Here is a 16,089-nt window from a genome sequence, read left to right on the forward strand (position 1 = left end):
TGCTCCCACGTCAATAACCACTAAAAGTTAATGGTTTATAAAACAATTTAACCTTACAATAACCATACTTTTTCATGTCTTAAGTTTAAGCTGGAGAAAAAAATGGAGCTCAGCCGGAGGCAGTTCTTTCGAATCTGCGCGGGCGGTATGGCAGGAACAACTGTTGCATCTCTCGGATTCTTATCATCTTTTTCCGTTCACGCGGAAACCCGTCAATACAAACTCTTAAAAGCAAAAGAGACACGTAATAACTGTACGTACTGCTCAGTAGGCTGCGGCATGCTGATGTACAGCCTTGGCGATACAGCCAAAAACGTCAAAGAAAGTATCTACCATATTGAGGGCGATCCGGATCATCCGGTGAGCCGTGGATCGTTGTGCCCTAAAGGCGCTGGCGTGCTGGATTATATTCATAGTGAAACCCGTCTGCAGTATCCCGAATATCGCGCACCGGGTTCGGATAAATGGCAGCGTATTAGCTGGGATGATGCGATTAATCGTATTGCCCGACTTATGAAAGATGACCGCGATGCCAACTTTATTGAGAAAAATGCCCAGGGCGTTACCGTCAACCGATGGTCCACCACGGGCATGCTATGCTCCTCAGCGGCAAGTAATGAAACCGGGATCCTCGACGGTAAATTTGCTCGCGGACTAGGTATGGTCGCTATCGACTGTCAAGCACGGTTATGTCATGGCCCCACCGTTGCTGCTCTTGCACCAACGTTTGGACGTGGTGCGATGACCAACAACTGGGTCGATATTAAAAATGCCAACGTAGTGCTTATTATGGGCGGTAATGCCGCTGAGGCACATCCGGTAGGCTTTAAATGGGTAGTCGAAGCGCAAACTAAAAACGACGCCACCGTGGTGGTAGTCGACCCGCGTTTTAACCGTAGTGCCGCCGTCGCCGATCTGTATGCGCCAATACGCGCGGGTTCCGACACCGCATTCCTGCTCGGTGTAATCCGTTATCTGCTCGAAAACAACCAGGTGCAGCACGACTATGTGCGCCATTACACCAACGCCAGCCTGATTATCCGTGATGACTATCAGTTCGACGACGGCTTGTTCAGTGGCTATGACGATAAAAAGCGCCAGTACGATAAATCGAGCTGGTTCTATCAGCTTGACGAACAGGGTAATGCCCTGCGTGATGAAACATTGTCTCATCCACGCTGCGTGTGGAATTTGCTGAAAGCCCACGTCGACCGCTATACGCCAGAAATGGTTAACCGGTTGTGTGGGACCTCAGTGGCAGATTTCAATCGTATCTGCGAAATTCTCGCCAGCACCAGCGTGCCTGACCGCACCGCTACTATTCTGTATGCGTTGGGTTGGACACACCACTCCGCCGGGGCACAGATTATCCGCGCCGCCGCTATGCTCCAGTTGCTACTGGGCAATATAGGCATGGCGGGCGGTGGCGTTAACGCCTTACGTGGCCACTCCAATATTCAGGGCTATACCGATCTTGGCTTGTTGTCGACGAACCTGCCGGGCTATATGCCGCTGCCGTCGGAAAAACAGCCAGACTACCAGACCTATATTTCGCAAATCACGCCGCCTGCGCTAGGCGTGAATGAGGTCAATTACTGGCAAAATACGCCGAAGTTCTTTGTTAGCATGATGAAAAGTTTCTGGGGCGACAATGCAACAGTGGAAAATAACTGGGGCTACGACTGGCTACCTAAATGGGATCGCCTGTATGACGTAATGACCCAGGCTGAATTGATGCTCGAAGGGAAGATTAATGGTTACATCGTTCAGGGCTTCAATCCGCTGGCGGCGTTTCCAGATAAAAACAAATCAACTCGCGCGCTTTCAAAACTGAAATATATGGTGGTTATCGATCCGCTGGTCACTGAGTCGTCCAATTTTTGGCAAAATCATGGCGAGATGAACGATGTAAACCCGGCAGATATTCAGACCGAAGTTTTCCGTCTGCCCTCTTCCTGCTTTGCTGAAGAAAATGGTTCAATCGCTAACTCAGGGCGTTGGTTGCAGTGGCACTGGGCTGCGGCAGAACCACCAGGTGAAGCCTTACATGACGGGAAGATCCTTGGTCGCCTGTTTATGCGGCTGCGCGAGTTGTATCAACAGGAAGGTGGAGCGAATCCGCAACCCTTGTTGAATATTGCCTGGAATTATAAAGATCCCTACGACCCACACCCAGAAGAGATTGCGCGTGAAGCAAATGGCCAGGCGCTTGAAGACCTTTATGATGACAAAGGCCAGCTTATAGCCAAAAAAGGCCAGCAGCTCAGCAGCTTTGCACAGTTGCGCGATGACGGCTCGACCAGCAGTTTCTGCTGGGTCTACTGCGGAAGCTGGACAGAACAAGGCAACCAGATGGCCAATCGCGACAACAGCGATCCGTATGGTCTGGGCTGCACACCGGGCTGGGCGTGGTCATGGCCTGCCAACCGCCGTATTCTCTACAATCGCGCTTCGGCCGATCCATCAGGAAAACCGTGGGATCCCAAACGAACCCTGCTGCATTGGAATGGCAAAAAATGGGCCGGTATGGACGTAGCCGACTACGGCCAGGCCGCACCGGGCAGCAACGTTGGTCCGTTTATCATGAATCCGGAAGGCGTAGCGCGTCTGTTCTCCATCGACAAAATGAACGACGGGCCATTCCCGGAACATTACGAACCCATTGAGTCGCCTATTGGTACCAACCCGCTGCACCCGGATGTTGTATCCAGCCCGGTTGCGCGTATCTACCATGACGATATCGCCAATATGGGTAAAGCGGATGCCTTCCCGTACGTCGCCACAACTTACTCCATTACCGAACTGTTCCGCCACTGGACCAAACATGCGCTGCTCAACGCCATTGCTCAACCCGATCAATTCATCGAAATCGGTGAGGCGCTGGCGAGCAAAAAAGGCATTGCGGCAGGTGATACGGTGAAAGTGATGTCGAAACGCGGCTTTATCAAAGCGAAGGCGGTGGTCACCAAACGTCTGCAAACGCTGACGATCGATGGTAAGCAAGTCGATACTATCGGTATCCCTTGTCACTGGGGCTTTGAAGGCGCCACACGCAAAGGGTTCCTCGCCAATACGTTAACGCCATCGGTGGGTGACGCGAACTCGCAAACACCGGAGTATAAAGCGTTTCTGGTCAACATCGAGCGAGCGTAAGGAAGGGAACTCATGGCTATGCAATCACAAGATATTATTAAACGCTCGGCGACGAACAGCATCACGCCGCCGCCCCAGGCGCGGGATTACCGTGCAGAAGTGGCAAAATTAATTGATGTCACTACCTGTATTGGCTGTAAAGGCTGTCAGGTCGCCTGCTCAGAGTGGAACGATATTCGCGATGAAGTGGGCTACTGCAACGGCGTCTACGACAACCCGACCGATCTCAGCGCTAAGTCCTGGACGGTGATGCGCTTTAGCGAAACCACCCAAAACGACAAGCTGGAATGGCTGATCCGCAAAGACGGCTGCATGCACTGCGCCGATCCCGGCTGTTTGAAAGCCTGTCCATCCGCTGGAGCAATCATTCAGTATGCCAACGGGATTGTCGACTTTCAGTCCGAGCACTGTATTGGCTGTGGCTACTGCATTGCTGGCTGCCCGTTCAATATTCCGCGACTTAATCCCGAAGATAACCGGGTCTACAAATGTACGCTGTGTGTTGACCGGGTCAGCGTGGGCCAGGAACCGGCCTGCGTGAAAACTTGTCCGACCGGCGCTATCCAGTTTGGCACCAAAAAAGAGATGCTCAATGTAGCGGAAACTCGCGTGGCGCAGTTGAAAAAACGCGGCTATGCCAATGCGGGCATCTACAACCCACAAGGGGTCGGCGGCACCCACGTGATGTATGTACTTCATCACGCGGATCAACCATCGCTGTACCACAATCTGCCGGATGAGCCAAAAATCGCCGCACCAGTGAACCTCTGGAAGGGGATTTTAAAACCACTCTCCGCCGCCGGATTTATCGCCACCTTTGCCGGGCTGATTTACCACTACGTGGGAGTCGGCCCAAACAAAGAGACGGATGATGATGAAGAGGAGAACGGTCATGAGTAAAAGCAAAATGATTCTGCGCACCAAATTCATCGACCGTGCTTGTCACTGGACGGTGGTAATAAGCTTCTTCCTGGTGTCGCTTTCCGGTATTGCGCTGTTCTTCCCGACGTTGCAATGGCTCACCGAAACTTTCGGTACACCGCAAATGGGGCGAATTCTACATCCGTTTTTCGGGGTGATGATTTTCATCGTGCTGATGTTTATGTTCGTCCGTTTTGTACACCACAACATTCCCGATAAACAGGACCTTCCCTGGATTAAAGGGATCGTTGAGGTACTTAAAGGCAATGAGCATAAAGTCGCTGATGTGGGGAAATACAACGCAGGGCAGAAAATGATGTTCTGGAGCATCATGAGTCTAATTCTGGTATTACTGATTACCGGCGTTATTATCTGGAGGCCCTACTTTGCCCATTATTTCTCAATTAACATTGTTCGTTGGAGTTTGTTAATCCACGCGACAGCAGCCATTGTGCTGATCCACGCCATTCTGATCCATATGTACATGGCGTTTTGGGTAAAAGGTTCAATTAAAGGTATGATCGAAGGGAAAGTGAGTCGACGCTGGGCGAAGAAACACCATCCTCGCTGGTATCGTGAGGTTGAACTTACTGAAGAAAAAGCACCGGAATTAGAGTCTAAATAAAATCAATAAGACCGCTGTTATTCAGCGGTCTTATTCTCTCAATGGCCCAGTGATATGCTGCGGCGCTGCGAGACCTGATTATCAGGCGAATAAAAGGCCCTCCATTCAATGATGAACAAACCCTACCCAACCCGCAGCAAATCACTGTATCTCGTGGTATAACGCGGAGAGAGCATATCTCGCTTCATCGCCCACGGTTGTTGTATACCTTGTCCGGCAAAATAGAGCGTTCCTTTACCCTTTTCAGCATTGAGCGTATCCAGAACGGCCATCAGCTTATCGCTGTTATGCCGTGGAGCGTTGTCATCAAAAAGATTCAACTGTGCAACACCTGAGCTAAAAAAATCGCCCAGCATGACCCCTGCTTTTTGATAACGTAGCCCCTCTCGCCATATTGCGTCCAGGCTACATGTGGCCGCCCTTATAATTTCCCGACTATCCTGGGTTGGTGTCAGCAGTTTTATCGATGCGCTGTTACCGTAATACGGTTCATTCAGGGAAAATGGGCTGGTTTTGATAAACGTAGAGATAAACCGGCAGAACTGGTGCTCTCTGCGCAGCTTTTCCGCAGCACGTGAAGCATAGGTACAAATTGCCTCTCGCATCGCGTTGTAATCCGTGAGTTTTTCACCAAACGATCTTGAGCAGATAATTTCCTGCTTAACTGGCGCAAACTCCTCCAGCTCCAGGCAAGGTTCACCGCGCAATTCCCGCACAGTGCGCTCAAGCACAACGTTGAAATGTTTGCGGATAAAGCGAATATCGGTATCTGCCAAGTCGCAGACCGTTTTAATGCCCATAGCGTCAAGTTTTTTACTGATACGGCGTCCAACACCCCAGACTTCATCAACCGGGAGCGCAGTCATCAGCTTACGCTGGCGCTCAATATTCGAGAGATCCACCACCCCGCCAGTCTGTTCCTGCCACTTTTTGGCAGCATGGTTAGCCAGCTTGGCCAGGGTTTTGGTCTGGGCGATACCGACCCCAACCTTGAGGCGTGTTTTTTGTAAAATGGTTGCTCTGATTTCCCGACCAAAATCCGTCAGATTCCGGCAGTTTCGCACGCCCGTTAAATCGCAAAAGGCTTCATCAATACTGTACATCTCCACGCGCGGCGACAGCTCCTCCAGAATCGACATCACCCTGCTGCTCATATCCGCATACAATTCGTAGTTCGAACTAAAACAGAACACGCCATAGCGCCTGAACAGATCTTTCTGTTTGAAGTATGGCGCGCCCATATTAACGCCAAGCGCTTTTGCCTCCGCGCTACTGGCAATGACACAGCCATCGTTATTTGAAAGAACGACAACGGGTTTACCCTTCAGATCGGGCCGGAATGCCGACTCACAGCTGGCATAAAATGAATTAACATCCACTAGCGCAAACATAATCAGCCCGCAGATTTAATGATGAATGTCACCACGCCAAATATATCCAGCGTGTCCTCGCTGCCGATCATGATCGGCGCGTAGGCGCTGTTCTCTGGCCTCAACATCACCACCGGATGCAATTGCAGGCGCTTAACGGTGAATTCGCCTTCAATAGCAGCAACCACAATGTCTCCGTGGGCCGCTTTTCTGGCACTGTCGACTACCAGCAAGTCGCCAGCACCGATCCCTGCCCCCATCATGGAGTCGCCAGACGATTTAACAAAATAGGTTGCACTGGGATGCTGCACCAACAGATCGTTGAGATCGATACGTTTCTCAACGTAATCCTGCGCAGGAGAGGGAAAACCGCAGGGCACGAGATCGCTAAATAGCGGGAAGTGTTTGATTTCGCGGTGTTCAACTGGCTGGAAAAACAACATAATAATCTGCCTCTCATATAACTGTATTTATATACAGTAGTTTTAATGAAGACAGTGATCAAGTGACAAGTGTGGCGAATTGAGCGTTGTTTAACCATCTTGTCGATAAGCTTTTATGATGTCTGGAAAAATAATCGGCTAAAAAAATGCCCCACATTAGTGGGGCATTACCTCAGGAGCGTTTTCGCGGCATCATGCGCAACAACGTATTGTCCTTCCAGAAATAGTGATGCATCAGGGCAGCAGCAGCATGCAGAGCAATAACAAAATAACCCAGGTTTGCCAGCGTCACGTGCCAGGACTTCAGCATATCCACTAAATCAAAGTTGGCCTCTGCCGCATGCGGCATAACGATGCCGAATGCAATCCACGGGTTACCCCGGTTGTACATCATCACCAACCCAATAATCGGCAGGACAATAAACAACAGATAGATAACCAGATGCCCCAGATGCGCCATTCCGGTCATCATCGGCTTTGGTTTTGGCACAATCGGCGGAGCCGGGTATTTCAGCCTGACCAGCAGACGCGCCACCATCAGCGTTAAAATAGTGATACCGCAGGAGACGTGCACCATGTTGAACAAGGGGCGATAGCTGCGCGGGAAAAATCCGCGAAACTCCATGGCGCTGTACGCCACAATAACCAACAAAAAGACCAGCCAGTGAATACCGATTTGCAGGCCAGAATACTTATTCCCCATAACACTTCCTGAATAAAAACAATAATGCGTCAACATAACGGGCTTTTGTTAAAAATTCATTAACTTTTGTTCACCCATTTTCAGTCGCTTACGCTTAACCGCAAGAACCGCTATTGCCGAGGATGCCTGTCTGGACTAAGCCTGGTAGGGAAAATATGTCGTACCGCCTCATCCTGACAGGAGAAAACCATGAGTAAAATTGGCATTAACGGTTTTGGTCGTATCGGTCGTCTGGTATTGCGTCGACTACTGGAAGTCAAAAGCAACGTGGAGGTTGTGGCCATTAATGACCTCACTTCGCCCAAAATTCTCGCCTATCTGTTAAAGCACGATTCAAACTACGGCCCGTTTCCCTGGAGCATCGACTTTACCGAAGACGCGCTGATTGTCGACGGTAAAAAAATCGCGGTTTACGCAGAAAAAGAGGCCAAAAATATTCCGTGGAAAACGACTGGCGCTGAGATAATCATCGAATGCACCGGTTTTTATACCTCGACAGAAAAAGCCAACGCGCACCTGGATGCAGGGGCCAAAAAAGTGCTGATATCCGCCCCGGCTGGCGATATGAAAACCATCGTCTTTAACGTCAACGACGATACAATGGATGCGAACGATCGGATTATCTCGGTCGCATCGTGCACCACTAACTGCCTCGCACCGATGGCGAAAGCCCTGCACGACAGCTTCGGTATTCAGCTTGGCACCATGACCACCATCCACGCCTACACGGGAACGCAGTCGCTGGTTGATGGACCTCGCGGGAAAGATCTGCGCGCCTCACGGGCAGCAGCGGAGAATATCATTCCCCATACCACCGGAGCCGCCAAAGCCATTGGTCTGGTCATTCCGGCATTGAGCGGAAAATTAAAAGGCCACGCCCAGCGTGTTCCGGTGAAAACAGGATCCGTCACGGAACTGGTATCGGTATTGGGGAAAAAAGTCACTGCTGAAGAGGTCAACAACGCGCTGAAAAAAGCCACGCAAGACAATGAGTCATTTGGTTATACCGATGAGGAAATCGTCTCGTCAGATGTCATTGGCTCGCATTTCGGTTCGGTATTTGATGCGACACAAACCGAAATTACCGAAGTGGGCGATCTGCAACTGGTAAAAACAGTCGCCTGGTACGATAACGAATACGGTTTTGTCACCCAACTTATTCGTACGCTGGATAAATTTATCAAGCTCTAATGTTCTGGCGGAGGCTCGCCTCCGCCCTCTTTCATTTCCCGCGAATTCAATACGTTGTGAGTCTCTCCCCGTTTTCGATTCACTGACTGTGCTATAGCTAACCTTTGCCACTGAGGGAGCATAGTAATGGAAGCACTGAGTCGTGAAACGTTAGAAAACATGATGGAGCAAGCCGTTGCTAAGGCCACCACCGTCTCATTCTGGCCGCAGGGTGAAGCCCCCGGAGCAAAAAACAGCGATGCGGTGTTTACGCTTGAACCCCGACATACAGGAACATCTCAGTATGATCGTGCGGTCACCGGTATTCGCGCCCCGGAAATTACCGTTTATGCCCCCGCAAAACCTAACGGCATAGGGATCCTTGTCACGCCAGGCGGCTCTTATCGTCGCGTGGTGATGGATAAAGAAGGCAGCGTACTGGCACCGTTCTTTAACGCTCGCGGTTATACCCTGTTTGTGATGACCTACCGCATGCCGGGTGATGGCCATGAGGAAGGCGCAAACGCGCCGCTGGCCGATGCCCAGCGCGCCATGCGCTACATTCGCGCCAACGCCCATGAATGGAAAATTAACCCTGATCGTATCGGTGTGTTGGGCTTCTCTTCCGGTGGTCACGTGGCCGCCAGTCTGGGAACCCGGTTTGCCGAAACGGTTTATATGCCGATAGATAACGTAGACGAGCAACCTGCGCGCCCTGCGTTTATGGGACTGGTGTACCCGGTTGTCACTCTGCGCGAAGACATCGGTCACCCGGGATCTCGTCTTGAGCTGGTTGGCGCTAAGCCCGAAAAGGAAGATCTGCGCCACTATTCTCTGGAAGAACGCGTGGATAGCACAACGCCGCCGACATTCCTGCTACACGCCATTGACGATCCGGCGGTGAAGGTAGAAAACAGCCTGGTCTTCTTTAATGCGCTACGTGAGCAGGGCGTTCCGGTCGAAATGCATCTGTTTGAACGCGGTAAGCACGGATTTGGTATTCGTGATGCGCAAGGGTTACCGCTGGCAATCTGGCCGGAAATGATGATGAACTGGGTAGCCACTAAAGTGTGAAGATTGGGCCGGGTGGCGTACAGACTCACCCGGCGAAAAACTTAGGACTGCAGATACACCACTTGCGTTTGCAGGTATTCGTTCAGACCATGTTTACCATCAGCCCCGCCAATCCCGGACTTACGCCAGCCAGCGTGGAAGCCCTGCATCGCCTCGAAGTTTTCACGATTAATATAGGTTTCGCCAAACTTCAGTCCCTTAATCGCCTTCATTGCCGTATTCAGATTCTGCGTATAAATCGATGAGGTCAGACCGTAGTCGCTGTCATTGGCCATTGTCAACGCCTGTTCCAGCGTATCAAACGCCACCACCGGCAGCACCGGACCAAACGTCTCCTCGTGCATAATCGCCATCTCCTGGCGCACGTCTAGCAGTAACGTCGGCGGGTAGTAATAACCTTTGCCGATAACAGCCTTACCGCCCAGCACCACTCTGGCCCCTTCCTGCACCGCTCGTGCGACTTTCTGCTCCACACGATCCAGCGCAGCGGCGTTAATCAGCGGCCCCATCGCAATGTCATTGCGTTCGGCCGGATTGCCAAACTGCACGGCTTTCATCGCCTCACCCAAACGATTAACGAACTGGTCATAGATACCTTTCTGAACGTATACGCGCTCAGCACAGTTGCATACCTGTCCGGTATTGATCACCCGCGAGTCAACAATGGCCTTCACCGCCAGCTCAAGGTCAGCATCGTCCATCACGATAGCCGGAGCTTTACCACCCAACTCCAGACAAACTTTAGTGATGTTTTTGGCCGCTGCGGCCATAATTTTTTCGCCCGCGCCGACGCTGCCGGTCATACTCACCATCGCCACCTTGGGGTTTCCGGCCAGCTCCTGACCGACCGTTTCACCGCGTCCCAGCACCAGATTAAAGACCCCGCGCGGTAAACCAATGTCATCAACAATTTTGGCAAAGGCGATGGCGTTATTCGGTGTGAATTCACTCGGCTTAATGACTATGGTATTCCCCGTCAGCAAGGCGGGAGCCAGTTTGCGGGCAATCAGGAAAAACGGGAAGTTCCACGGCAGAATGCCCGTCGTCACGCCCAGTGCACGCTTAAACAGCAGGATATTCTCACCCGGGCGATCGCTTTGCAGGATCTCACCTTCATAGCGACGCGCCCACTCCGCCATGTAATCGATATAGTCGGCGGTAAACGCGACTTCAACGTCAGCCAGTTGTCGAATTTTTCCACCTTCCGCCACAATCAACGCGCTGATTTCATCGGCTCGCTGGCGGATACCCGCAGAAATTTTGCGTAACCAGTTTGCCCGTTCAATGGCAGGCAACGCTTCCCATTGCGGCTGAGCGCGATCCGCGGCATCGATCGCTTTACGTGCGTCTTCGGCACGCCCATCGGGAATACGCGAGATAATCTCTTCCGTGGCCGGATTGACGACATCAATCCAGGCGTCATCGTGCCAAGTCACAAACTGCCCATCGATATACATAGGATGTTGTACGGGTACTGACATGCGGCTCTCCTGTGATTGATTTGTTTTCAACAAGTAAAACTATTGTTAATTAATATCAATCATGCATGGCGCATTATCGCTGGAGTGGCGGTTCTGTGAACTGCTTCATAAAAGCGCCTGGCAAAGTGATGATTAAGAGAAAAAACGGGTGGGCTTTCTGCCCGTTTGCCGTAAAACGCCGACAAACGGGCAGAAGGGATTACAGAGAACGGCTCTCAAGTAAGTCGGTCAGCGCGGTATCATTTTTTAGCTGCTGCCAGGCTTGCTCAACGTCCTGAGGAATATCAACATGGGCGATAAAATCGCGGCCGCAAGGCCCGTAGCCGGTTGCATCATCACGCAGGCGCGGAAGCTCACCGGTAATGAGAGACAGGTAACGATCCACCGACCACAGACCTTCGGCGGTCGGGGCAAAATCCACGCCGTCGCCCTGCTCAATCAACTCGGGGACAAAACCGGGGAAACTGATCCAGCGTGGGGCCTGCGGATCGTCACGCGTGACGCGTTCAAATGTCGCCATGGTGCGGCGCTGCATGGTAGGGTCTTGCACCACAATGACGGTCCCCATGGTTTGGGTCGCCTGACGCAGTAACGCACAGCTAAACCGGGCGTTCTCCCCACAGTTGGTGGACTGATCCTCTACCCAAATCTTCTCACCAGGAATGTGCCAGAACTGGTGCGCGATATCGGCAAGGATCGCCGCTTCCGCGCGACCAGTGGTACGAATCGTGTGGTAGCGTGGATGCTCTGCGATGGCGGCATACAGAAAGGTCGTTGAGTGACCGATACCGCCGCTAATCAGCAAGGGAACCTGTTGCTCTTTCGCTATCCGACAGGCTGCATCGATGGTCGGGATCACTGCGTTCCCGGCCAGAATCACGCAATCTGTCTGCACCGTAATATTTTCAGCGAAATCATTTTGCGCCAGCCATTGCCCCACGGTGTTAATCGCCGCAAGGGTGCTAGCGGAAAGTGGCGGAAACTGTCTCATGTTCATGACTCCTGGAATTTATGCTTTACCGGATACAGATGCCGGATGGCGACTACGCCTTATCCGGCCTACGGTCCAGCACTGCGTTAACCCGTAATCTGATCCATTGCCTGCAGGATACGCTTATCCGAAATCGGATACGGCGTGCCAAGCTGCTGGGCAAAGTAGCTGACGCGTAGCTCTTCTATCATCCAGCGGATCTCTTTGACATCGTCATCTTCGCGGCGCGCGGGCGTCAGTTTATTGAACCACTGCTGCCAGGCCTGCTGCACGCTGTCCACTTTCAGCATCTGCGCGCGATCGCGGTGTGGATCGATGGCCAGTTTCTCCAACCGTTTTTCAATCGCCTGCAAATAACGCAGCGTATCGCCCAGACGTTTGAAACCGTTGCCGGTGACGAATCCACGGTAGACCAGCCCGCCCATTTGCGCTTTGATATCCGAAAGCCCCAGCGCCATGGTCATATCTACGCGACCTTTCAGACGTTTGTTGATATTAAACACTGCGGTCAGGATCTGTTCGACCTGCTTCGCAATCTCCACCACCGTATCGTTCAGTTCAGCCCGCACTTTTTCATGCAACGCCGCAAAGCCTTCTTCGGTCCACACCGGACCACCGTTGGCGTCAATTAGCTGATCCACACCGCAGGAGATACAGTCGTCAATCAAATCCAGAACTTTACCGTACGGGTTAAAGTACAGCCCCAGCTTGGCTTTATTGGGCAGCTTCTCGTGCAAATATTTGATTGGCGAAGGAATATTCAGCAGCAACAGGCGGCGTAAACCGCACCACATCGCCTGCTGTTGTTCCAGCGGATTATCAAACAGTTTGATGGCAACGCTGTCACGCTCATCGACTAGCGCTGGCCACGCTTTGACTTTATAGTTGCCGCGTTTTTGCTCATAGCTTTCTGGCAACTGACCGAAGCTCCAGATGTGCAGCCCGCTCTGTTCGATACCGTCATCCGCCACCGCCGACAGCGTTTCCTGAACTTTGCCCTTCAGCAGGTCTTTCAGCGCCTGTAACGAACGCCCTTCCTGCAGCTTCTTGTTTTTATCGTCCACCACCCGGAAGGTGATTTTCAGGTGATCGGGCACCTGATCCCAATGCCAGTCTTCACGGTCAACGGTGACGCCAGTCATGCGGCGCAGTTCACGCTCCAGCGAGTCCAGCAGCGGCAGTTCCAGCGGCGTGACGCGGCCTAAAAACGCTTCCGCATAGTTCGGTGCGGGTACAAAGTTGCGTCGTACCGGTTTTGGTAACGACTTAATCAGAGCGATCACCAGTTCGCGGCGCAGCCCTGGAATTTGCCATTCAAAACCGCTCTCGTCGATCTGGTTGAGCAGCGGGAGTGGAATATGTACGGTCACACCGTCCGCATCGGCTCCGGGTTCGAACTGGTAGCTCAGGCGCAGCTTAAGGTTACCCTGATGCCAGAAGTTCGGATAATCCAGCTTACTGATTTTCTCCGCGCCCTCTTTGATGAGCATGCTCTTTTCAAAGTTGAGCAGATCCGGTGTTTCACGGCTGACCTTTTTCCACCAGCTATCAAAGTGACGAGCAGAAACCACCTCATGGCTGATACGTTGGTCGTAGAACTCAAACATCGTTTCGTCATCGACGAGAATGTCGCGGCGGCGTGATTTGTGCTCTAACTCTTCCACCTCCGCTCGTAGTTTCAGGTTATCGCGGAAAAACGCATGGCGCGTTTGCCAGTCACCTTCCACCAGCGCATGACGAATGAACAGTTCACGCGATAACGCAGGATCGATCTGACTGTAATTCACCTTACGGGCCGCAACAATCGGTAAGCCGTAGACAGTGACTTTTTCTGTCGCCATCACAGCACCCTGCGCGCGTTCCCAGTGCGGCTCACTGTATGAACGTTTGATCAGATGCTGGGCTACCGGCTCCACCCATTCAGGATCGATACGCGCGGCAATGCGTCCCCACAAGCGGCTGGTTTCCACCAACTCCGCTACCATCGTCCACTTCGGCGGTTTTTTGAATAAACCTGACCCCGGGAAGATCGAGAAGCGAGCGTTACGCGCCCCGGTAAACTCCTGTTTATCGGTATCTTTCATCCCGATATGAGACAGTAAACCGGTCAGCAACGCGACGTGGATCTCCCGATATTCAGCAGGTTCGCTGTTAACCGGAATACCCAACTCTTTCACCACCTGGCGCAGTTGTGTGTAGATATCCTGCCACTCTCGCACGCGCAGATAGTTCAGAAAGTCGACTTTGCACTGGCGACGAAACTGGTTTGACGACAACGCTTTTTGCTGCTCGCCGAGATAGTTCCACAGGTTCACAAACGCGAGGAAATCAGACTCTTTGTCGTGGAAACGGCGGTGCTTCTCGTCGGAAGCCTGCTGCTTGTCCATTGGACGCTCGCGCGGATCCTGAATGGACAGCGCCGAGGTAATGATCATCGCCTCACGTACGCAGCCATGTTTTTGCGCTTCCAGCACCATGCGCGCCAGACGCGGATCCACCGGCAGTTGCGACAGCTGACGGCCCAACGGCGTTAACTTGTAAGCTGTTACCTGTTCGTCGGTGGTTATCGCCCCCAGCTCTTCGAGCAGGCGTACACCGTCCTGAATATTGCGCTTATCCGGCGCTTCAACAAACGGGAACGCCGCGATATCGCCCAGCCCCAACGCGGTCATCTGCAAAATAACGGATGCCAGGTTGGTACGCAGGATCTCCGGGTCGGTAAACTCCGGACGCGACAGGAAATCGTCTTCGGAATACAGACGAATACAGATCCCTTCCGAAACACGACCACAGCGGCCTTTACGCTGGTTGGCAGAAGCCTGCGACACCGGTTCAATCGGCAAGCGCTGAACTTTGGTGCGGTAACTGTAGCGACTGATACGCGCGGTGCCTGGATCAATGACGTATTTGATTCCCGGAACGGTCAGCGACGTTTCTGCCACGTTGGTCGCCAGCACGATACGGCGACCACTGTGCGACTGGAATACACGGTTCTGCTCACTGTTTGAAAGACGCGCATACAGCGGCAACACTTCGGTGTGGCGTAAATCCAGTTTATTCAGGGCATCGGCGGTATCACGGATTTCACGTTCGCCGCTCATGAAGATCAGAATGTCGCCCTGACTTTCACGGCCTAGCTCATCTACGGCATCAAAAATCGCCTGCAGTTGGTCACGCTCGGTGTCATCTGCATCTTCAACAATCGGGCGATAGCGCACTTCCACCGGATACGTTCGGCCGGAGACTTCGATAATCGGCGCGTTATTGAAATGCTTTGAAAAGCGTTCAGGATCGATGGTCGCCGAAGTGATGATAATTTTTAGATCCGGGCGACGCGGCAGAAGTTCTTTCAGATAGCCGAGCAGAAAGTCGATATTCAGACTGCGTTCATGCGCTTCATCGATGATGATGGTGTCGTACTGCATCAGCAGTCGATCCTGCTGGATTTCCGCCAGCAGGATACCGTCCGTCATCAGCTTGACCATGGTGTTATCACTGACATGATCACTGAAACGAACTTTATAACCAATACAGCCGCCCGGCTCGGTCTGCAGCTCTTCCGCAATACGGTTCGCCACGGTGCGCGCCGCCAGACGACGCGGTTGGGTATGGCCGATCAGCCCTTTTACCCCGCGCCCCAGTTCCATACAGATTTTGGGTAACTGGGTGGTTTTCCCCGAGCCGGTCTCGCCAGCAACAATCACCACCTGATGATCGCGAATTGCGTCCAGAATATCCTGTTTTTTCTGGCTGACGGGCAGGTTTTCCGGATAGCTGATTTCCGGACGCGCCGCTTCACGCAGCACAACTTTACCGGCTGCCTGCTCAATCTCTTTCGCCATCTCCTGGTAAATGGCCTGTTGTGCATCAGGATTTTTAACCTTCTTCACGCCGTGCAGGCGGCGGGCAAAACGCTGTCTGTCACGCAGCATCAATGAATCCAGCTGTTGCTGCAACATGTTGAAGGTTAATTTTTGTTGTTCTGTCATAGCGTTAAAAGGCAGTGCTCTGCCGGGTTAAATCTCTTTTAGATGATGGGTATAGAGTACCACATCGGCGCTTTTCATGTGTTGTTCAATAATTTCGAACATAGGATTCGATATATTGCGCTATCACTGCGACAGGATTGTGAATAAAGTGTCAACAAGCAACGGGGCT

General features: G+C 52.2%; 11 protein-coding genes. 5 read left to right on the top strand and 6 right to left on the bottom strand.

The window, feature by feature from the left end:
• Window positions 1-102 precede the first annotated feature (102 nt).
• From fdnG to fdnI, 3 genes are read left to right on the top strand one after another with little or no spacing between them, the layout of a single operon-like run.
• Window positions 103-3,153 carry a formate dehydrogenase-N subunit alpha gene (fdnG, locus tag WC1_RS0122785; protein ID WP_016150294.1) on the top strand — a complete coding sequence of 1,017 codons (3,051 nt, stop codon included), beginning with the start codon at window positions 103-105 and terminating at the stop codon, window positions 3,151-3,153.
• A 12-nt stretch (window positions 3,154-3,165) separates the two neighbouring features.
• On the top strand, window positions 3,166-4,053 hold the full coding sequence (gene fdxH / locus WC1_RS12270; protein ID WP_003020306.1) for a formate dehydrogenase subunit beta: 888 nt from the start codon (window positions 3,166-3,168) through the stop codon (window positions 4,051-4,053).
• Complete coding sequence (gene fdnI / locus WC1_RS12265; protein ID WP_003020312.1) at window positions 4,046-4,699, top strand: formate dehydrogenase-N subunit gamma; 654 nt, start codon at window positions 4,046-4,048, stop codon at window positions 4,697-4,699. Before fdxH ends, fdnI begins: the two co-directional genes overlap by 8 nt.
• A 122-nt stretch (window positions 4,700-4,821) precedes the next feature.
• On the opposite strand, the gene WC1_RS12260 is transcribed toward fdnI, so the two are convergent.
• The 3 genes from WC1_RS12260 to cybB form a co-directional block, all read right to left on the bottom strand.
• The gene (locus WC1_RS12260) at window positions 4,822-6,090 is read right to left on the bottom strand and encodes a Y-family DNA polymerase (RefSeq protein ID WP_016150295.1); all 1,269 of its coding nucleotides are present in this window, start codon (window positions 6,088-6,090) and stop codon (window positions 4,822-4,824) included.
• Window positions 6,091-6,092: 2 nt separating this feature from the next.
• The gene (locus tag WC1_RS12255; RefSeq protein WP_016150296.1) at window positions 6,093-6,512 is read right to left on the bottom strand and encodes a translesion error-prone DNA polymerase V autoproteolytic subunit; all 420 of its coding nucleotides are present in this window, start codon (window positions 6,510-6,512) and stop codon (window positions 6,093-6,095) included.
• A gap of 172 nt (window positions 6,513-6,684) precedes the next feature.
• Window positions 6,685-7,215, bottom strand: coding sequence for a cytochrome b561 (gene cybB / locus WC1_RS12250; protein WP_003020322.1), 531 nt, complete (start codon window positions 7,213-7,215; stop codon window positions 6,685-6,687).
• A 189-nt stretch (window positions 7,216-7,404) separates the two neighbouring features.
• Here cybB and gap point away from each other — a divergent pair, with 189 nt between their 5' ends.
• Together gap and WC1_RS12240 are read left to right on the top strand one after the other, a co-directional pair.
• Entirely contained in the window at window positions 7,405-8,406 is a 1,002-nt protein-coding gene (gap, locus tag WC1_RS12245; RefSeq protein ID WP_003020325.1) for a type I glyceraldehyde-3-phosphate dehydrogenase, read from the top strand.
• A gap of 126 nt (window positions 8,407-8,532) precedes the next feature.
• A complete protein-coding gene (locus tag WC1_RS12240; protein ID WP_016150297.1) occupies window positions 8,533-9,459 on the top strand; it encodes an alpha/beta hydrolase in 927 nt (308 codons plus the stop codon).
• A gap of 41 nt (window positions 9,460-9,500) precedes the next feature.
• Here the strand turns inward: WC1_RS12240 and aldA are convergent, their stop codons facing one another.
• The 3 genes from aldA to hrpA form a co-directional block, all read right to left on the bottom strand.
• Entirely contained in the window at window positions 9,501-10,940 is a 1,440-nt protein-coding gene (aldA, locus tag WC1_RS12235; RefSeq protein WP_016150298.1) for an aldehyde dehydrogenase, read from the bottom strand.
• A gap of 199 nt (window positions 10,941-11,139) precedes the next feature.
• The gene (locus WC1_RS12230) at window positions 11,140-11,937 is read right to left on the bottom strand and encodes a YdcF family protein (protein WP_171820670.1); all 798 of its coding nucleotides are present in this window, start codon (window positions 11,935-11,937) and stop codon (window positions 11,140-11,142) included.
• An 80-nt stretch (window positions 11,938-12,017) separates the two neighbouring features.
• Window positions 12,018-15,920 carry an ATP-dependent RNA helicase HrpA gene (hrpA, locus tag WC1_RS12225; RefSeq protein WP_016150300.1) on the bottom strand — a complete coding sequence of 1,301 codons (3,903 nt, stop codon included), beginning with the start codon at window positions 15,918-15,920 and terminating at the stop codon, window positions 12,018-12,020.
• Between the last annotated feature and the right edge of the window lie 169 nt (window positions 15,921-16,089).

The sequence above is a fragment of the Citrobacter sp. KTE30 genome (assembly GCF_000398825.1).
GTDB classification, from domain to species: Bacteria; Pseudomonadota; Gammaproteobacteria; order Enterobacterales; family Enterobacteriaceae; genus Citrobacter; species Citrobacter freundii.

Coding starts and splice junctions, on each gene's coding strand:
- hrpA (WP_016150300.1), bottom strand. CDS start 15,920: ATGACAGAACAACAAAAATTAACCTTCAACATGTTGCAGCAACAGCTG.
- WC1_RS12260 (WP_016150295.1), bottom strand. CDS start 6,090: ATGTTTGCGCTAGTGGATGTTAATTCATTTTATGCCAGCTGTGAGTCG.
- fdnG (WP_016150294.1), top strand. CDS start 103: ATGGAGCTCAGCCGGAGGCAGTTCTTTCGAATCTGCGCGGGCGGTATG.
- fdnI (WP_003020312.1), top strand. CDS start 4,046: ATGAGTAAAAGCAAAATGATTCTGCGCACCAAATTCATCGACCGTGCT.
- cybB (WP_003020322.1), bottom strand. CDS start 7,215: ATGGGGAATAAGTATTCTGGCCTGCAAATCGGTATTCACTGGCTGGTC.
- WC1_RS12240 (WP_016150297.1), top strand. CDS start 8,533: ATGGAAGCACTGAGTCGTGAAACGTTAGAAAACATGATGGAGCAAGCC.
- gap (WP_003020325.1), top strand. CDS start 7,405: ATGAGTAAAATTGGCATTAACGGTTTTGGTCGTATCGGTCGTCTGGTA.
- fdxH (WP_003020306.1), top strand. CDS start 3,166: ATGGCTATGCAATCACAAGATATTATTAAACGCTCGGCGACGAACAGC.
- aldA (WP_016150298.1), bottom strand. CDS start 10,940: ATGTCAGTACCCGTACAACATCCTATGTATATCGATGGGCAGTTTGTG.
- WC1_RS12230 (WP_171820670.1), bottom strand. CDS start 11,937: ATGAACATGAGACAGTTTCCGCCACTTTCCGCTAGCACCCTTGCGGCG.
- WC1_RS12255 (WP_016150296.1), bottom strand. CDS start 6,512: ATGTTGTTTTTCCAGCCAGTTGAACACCGCGAAATCAAACACTTCCCG.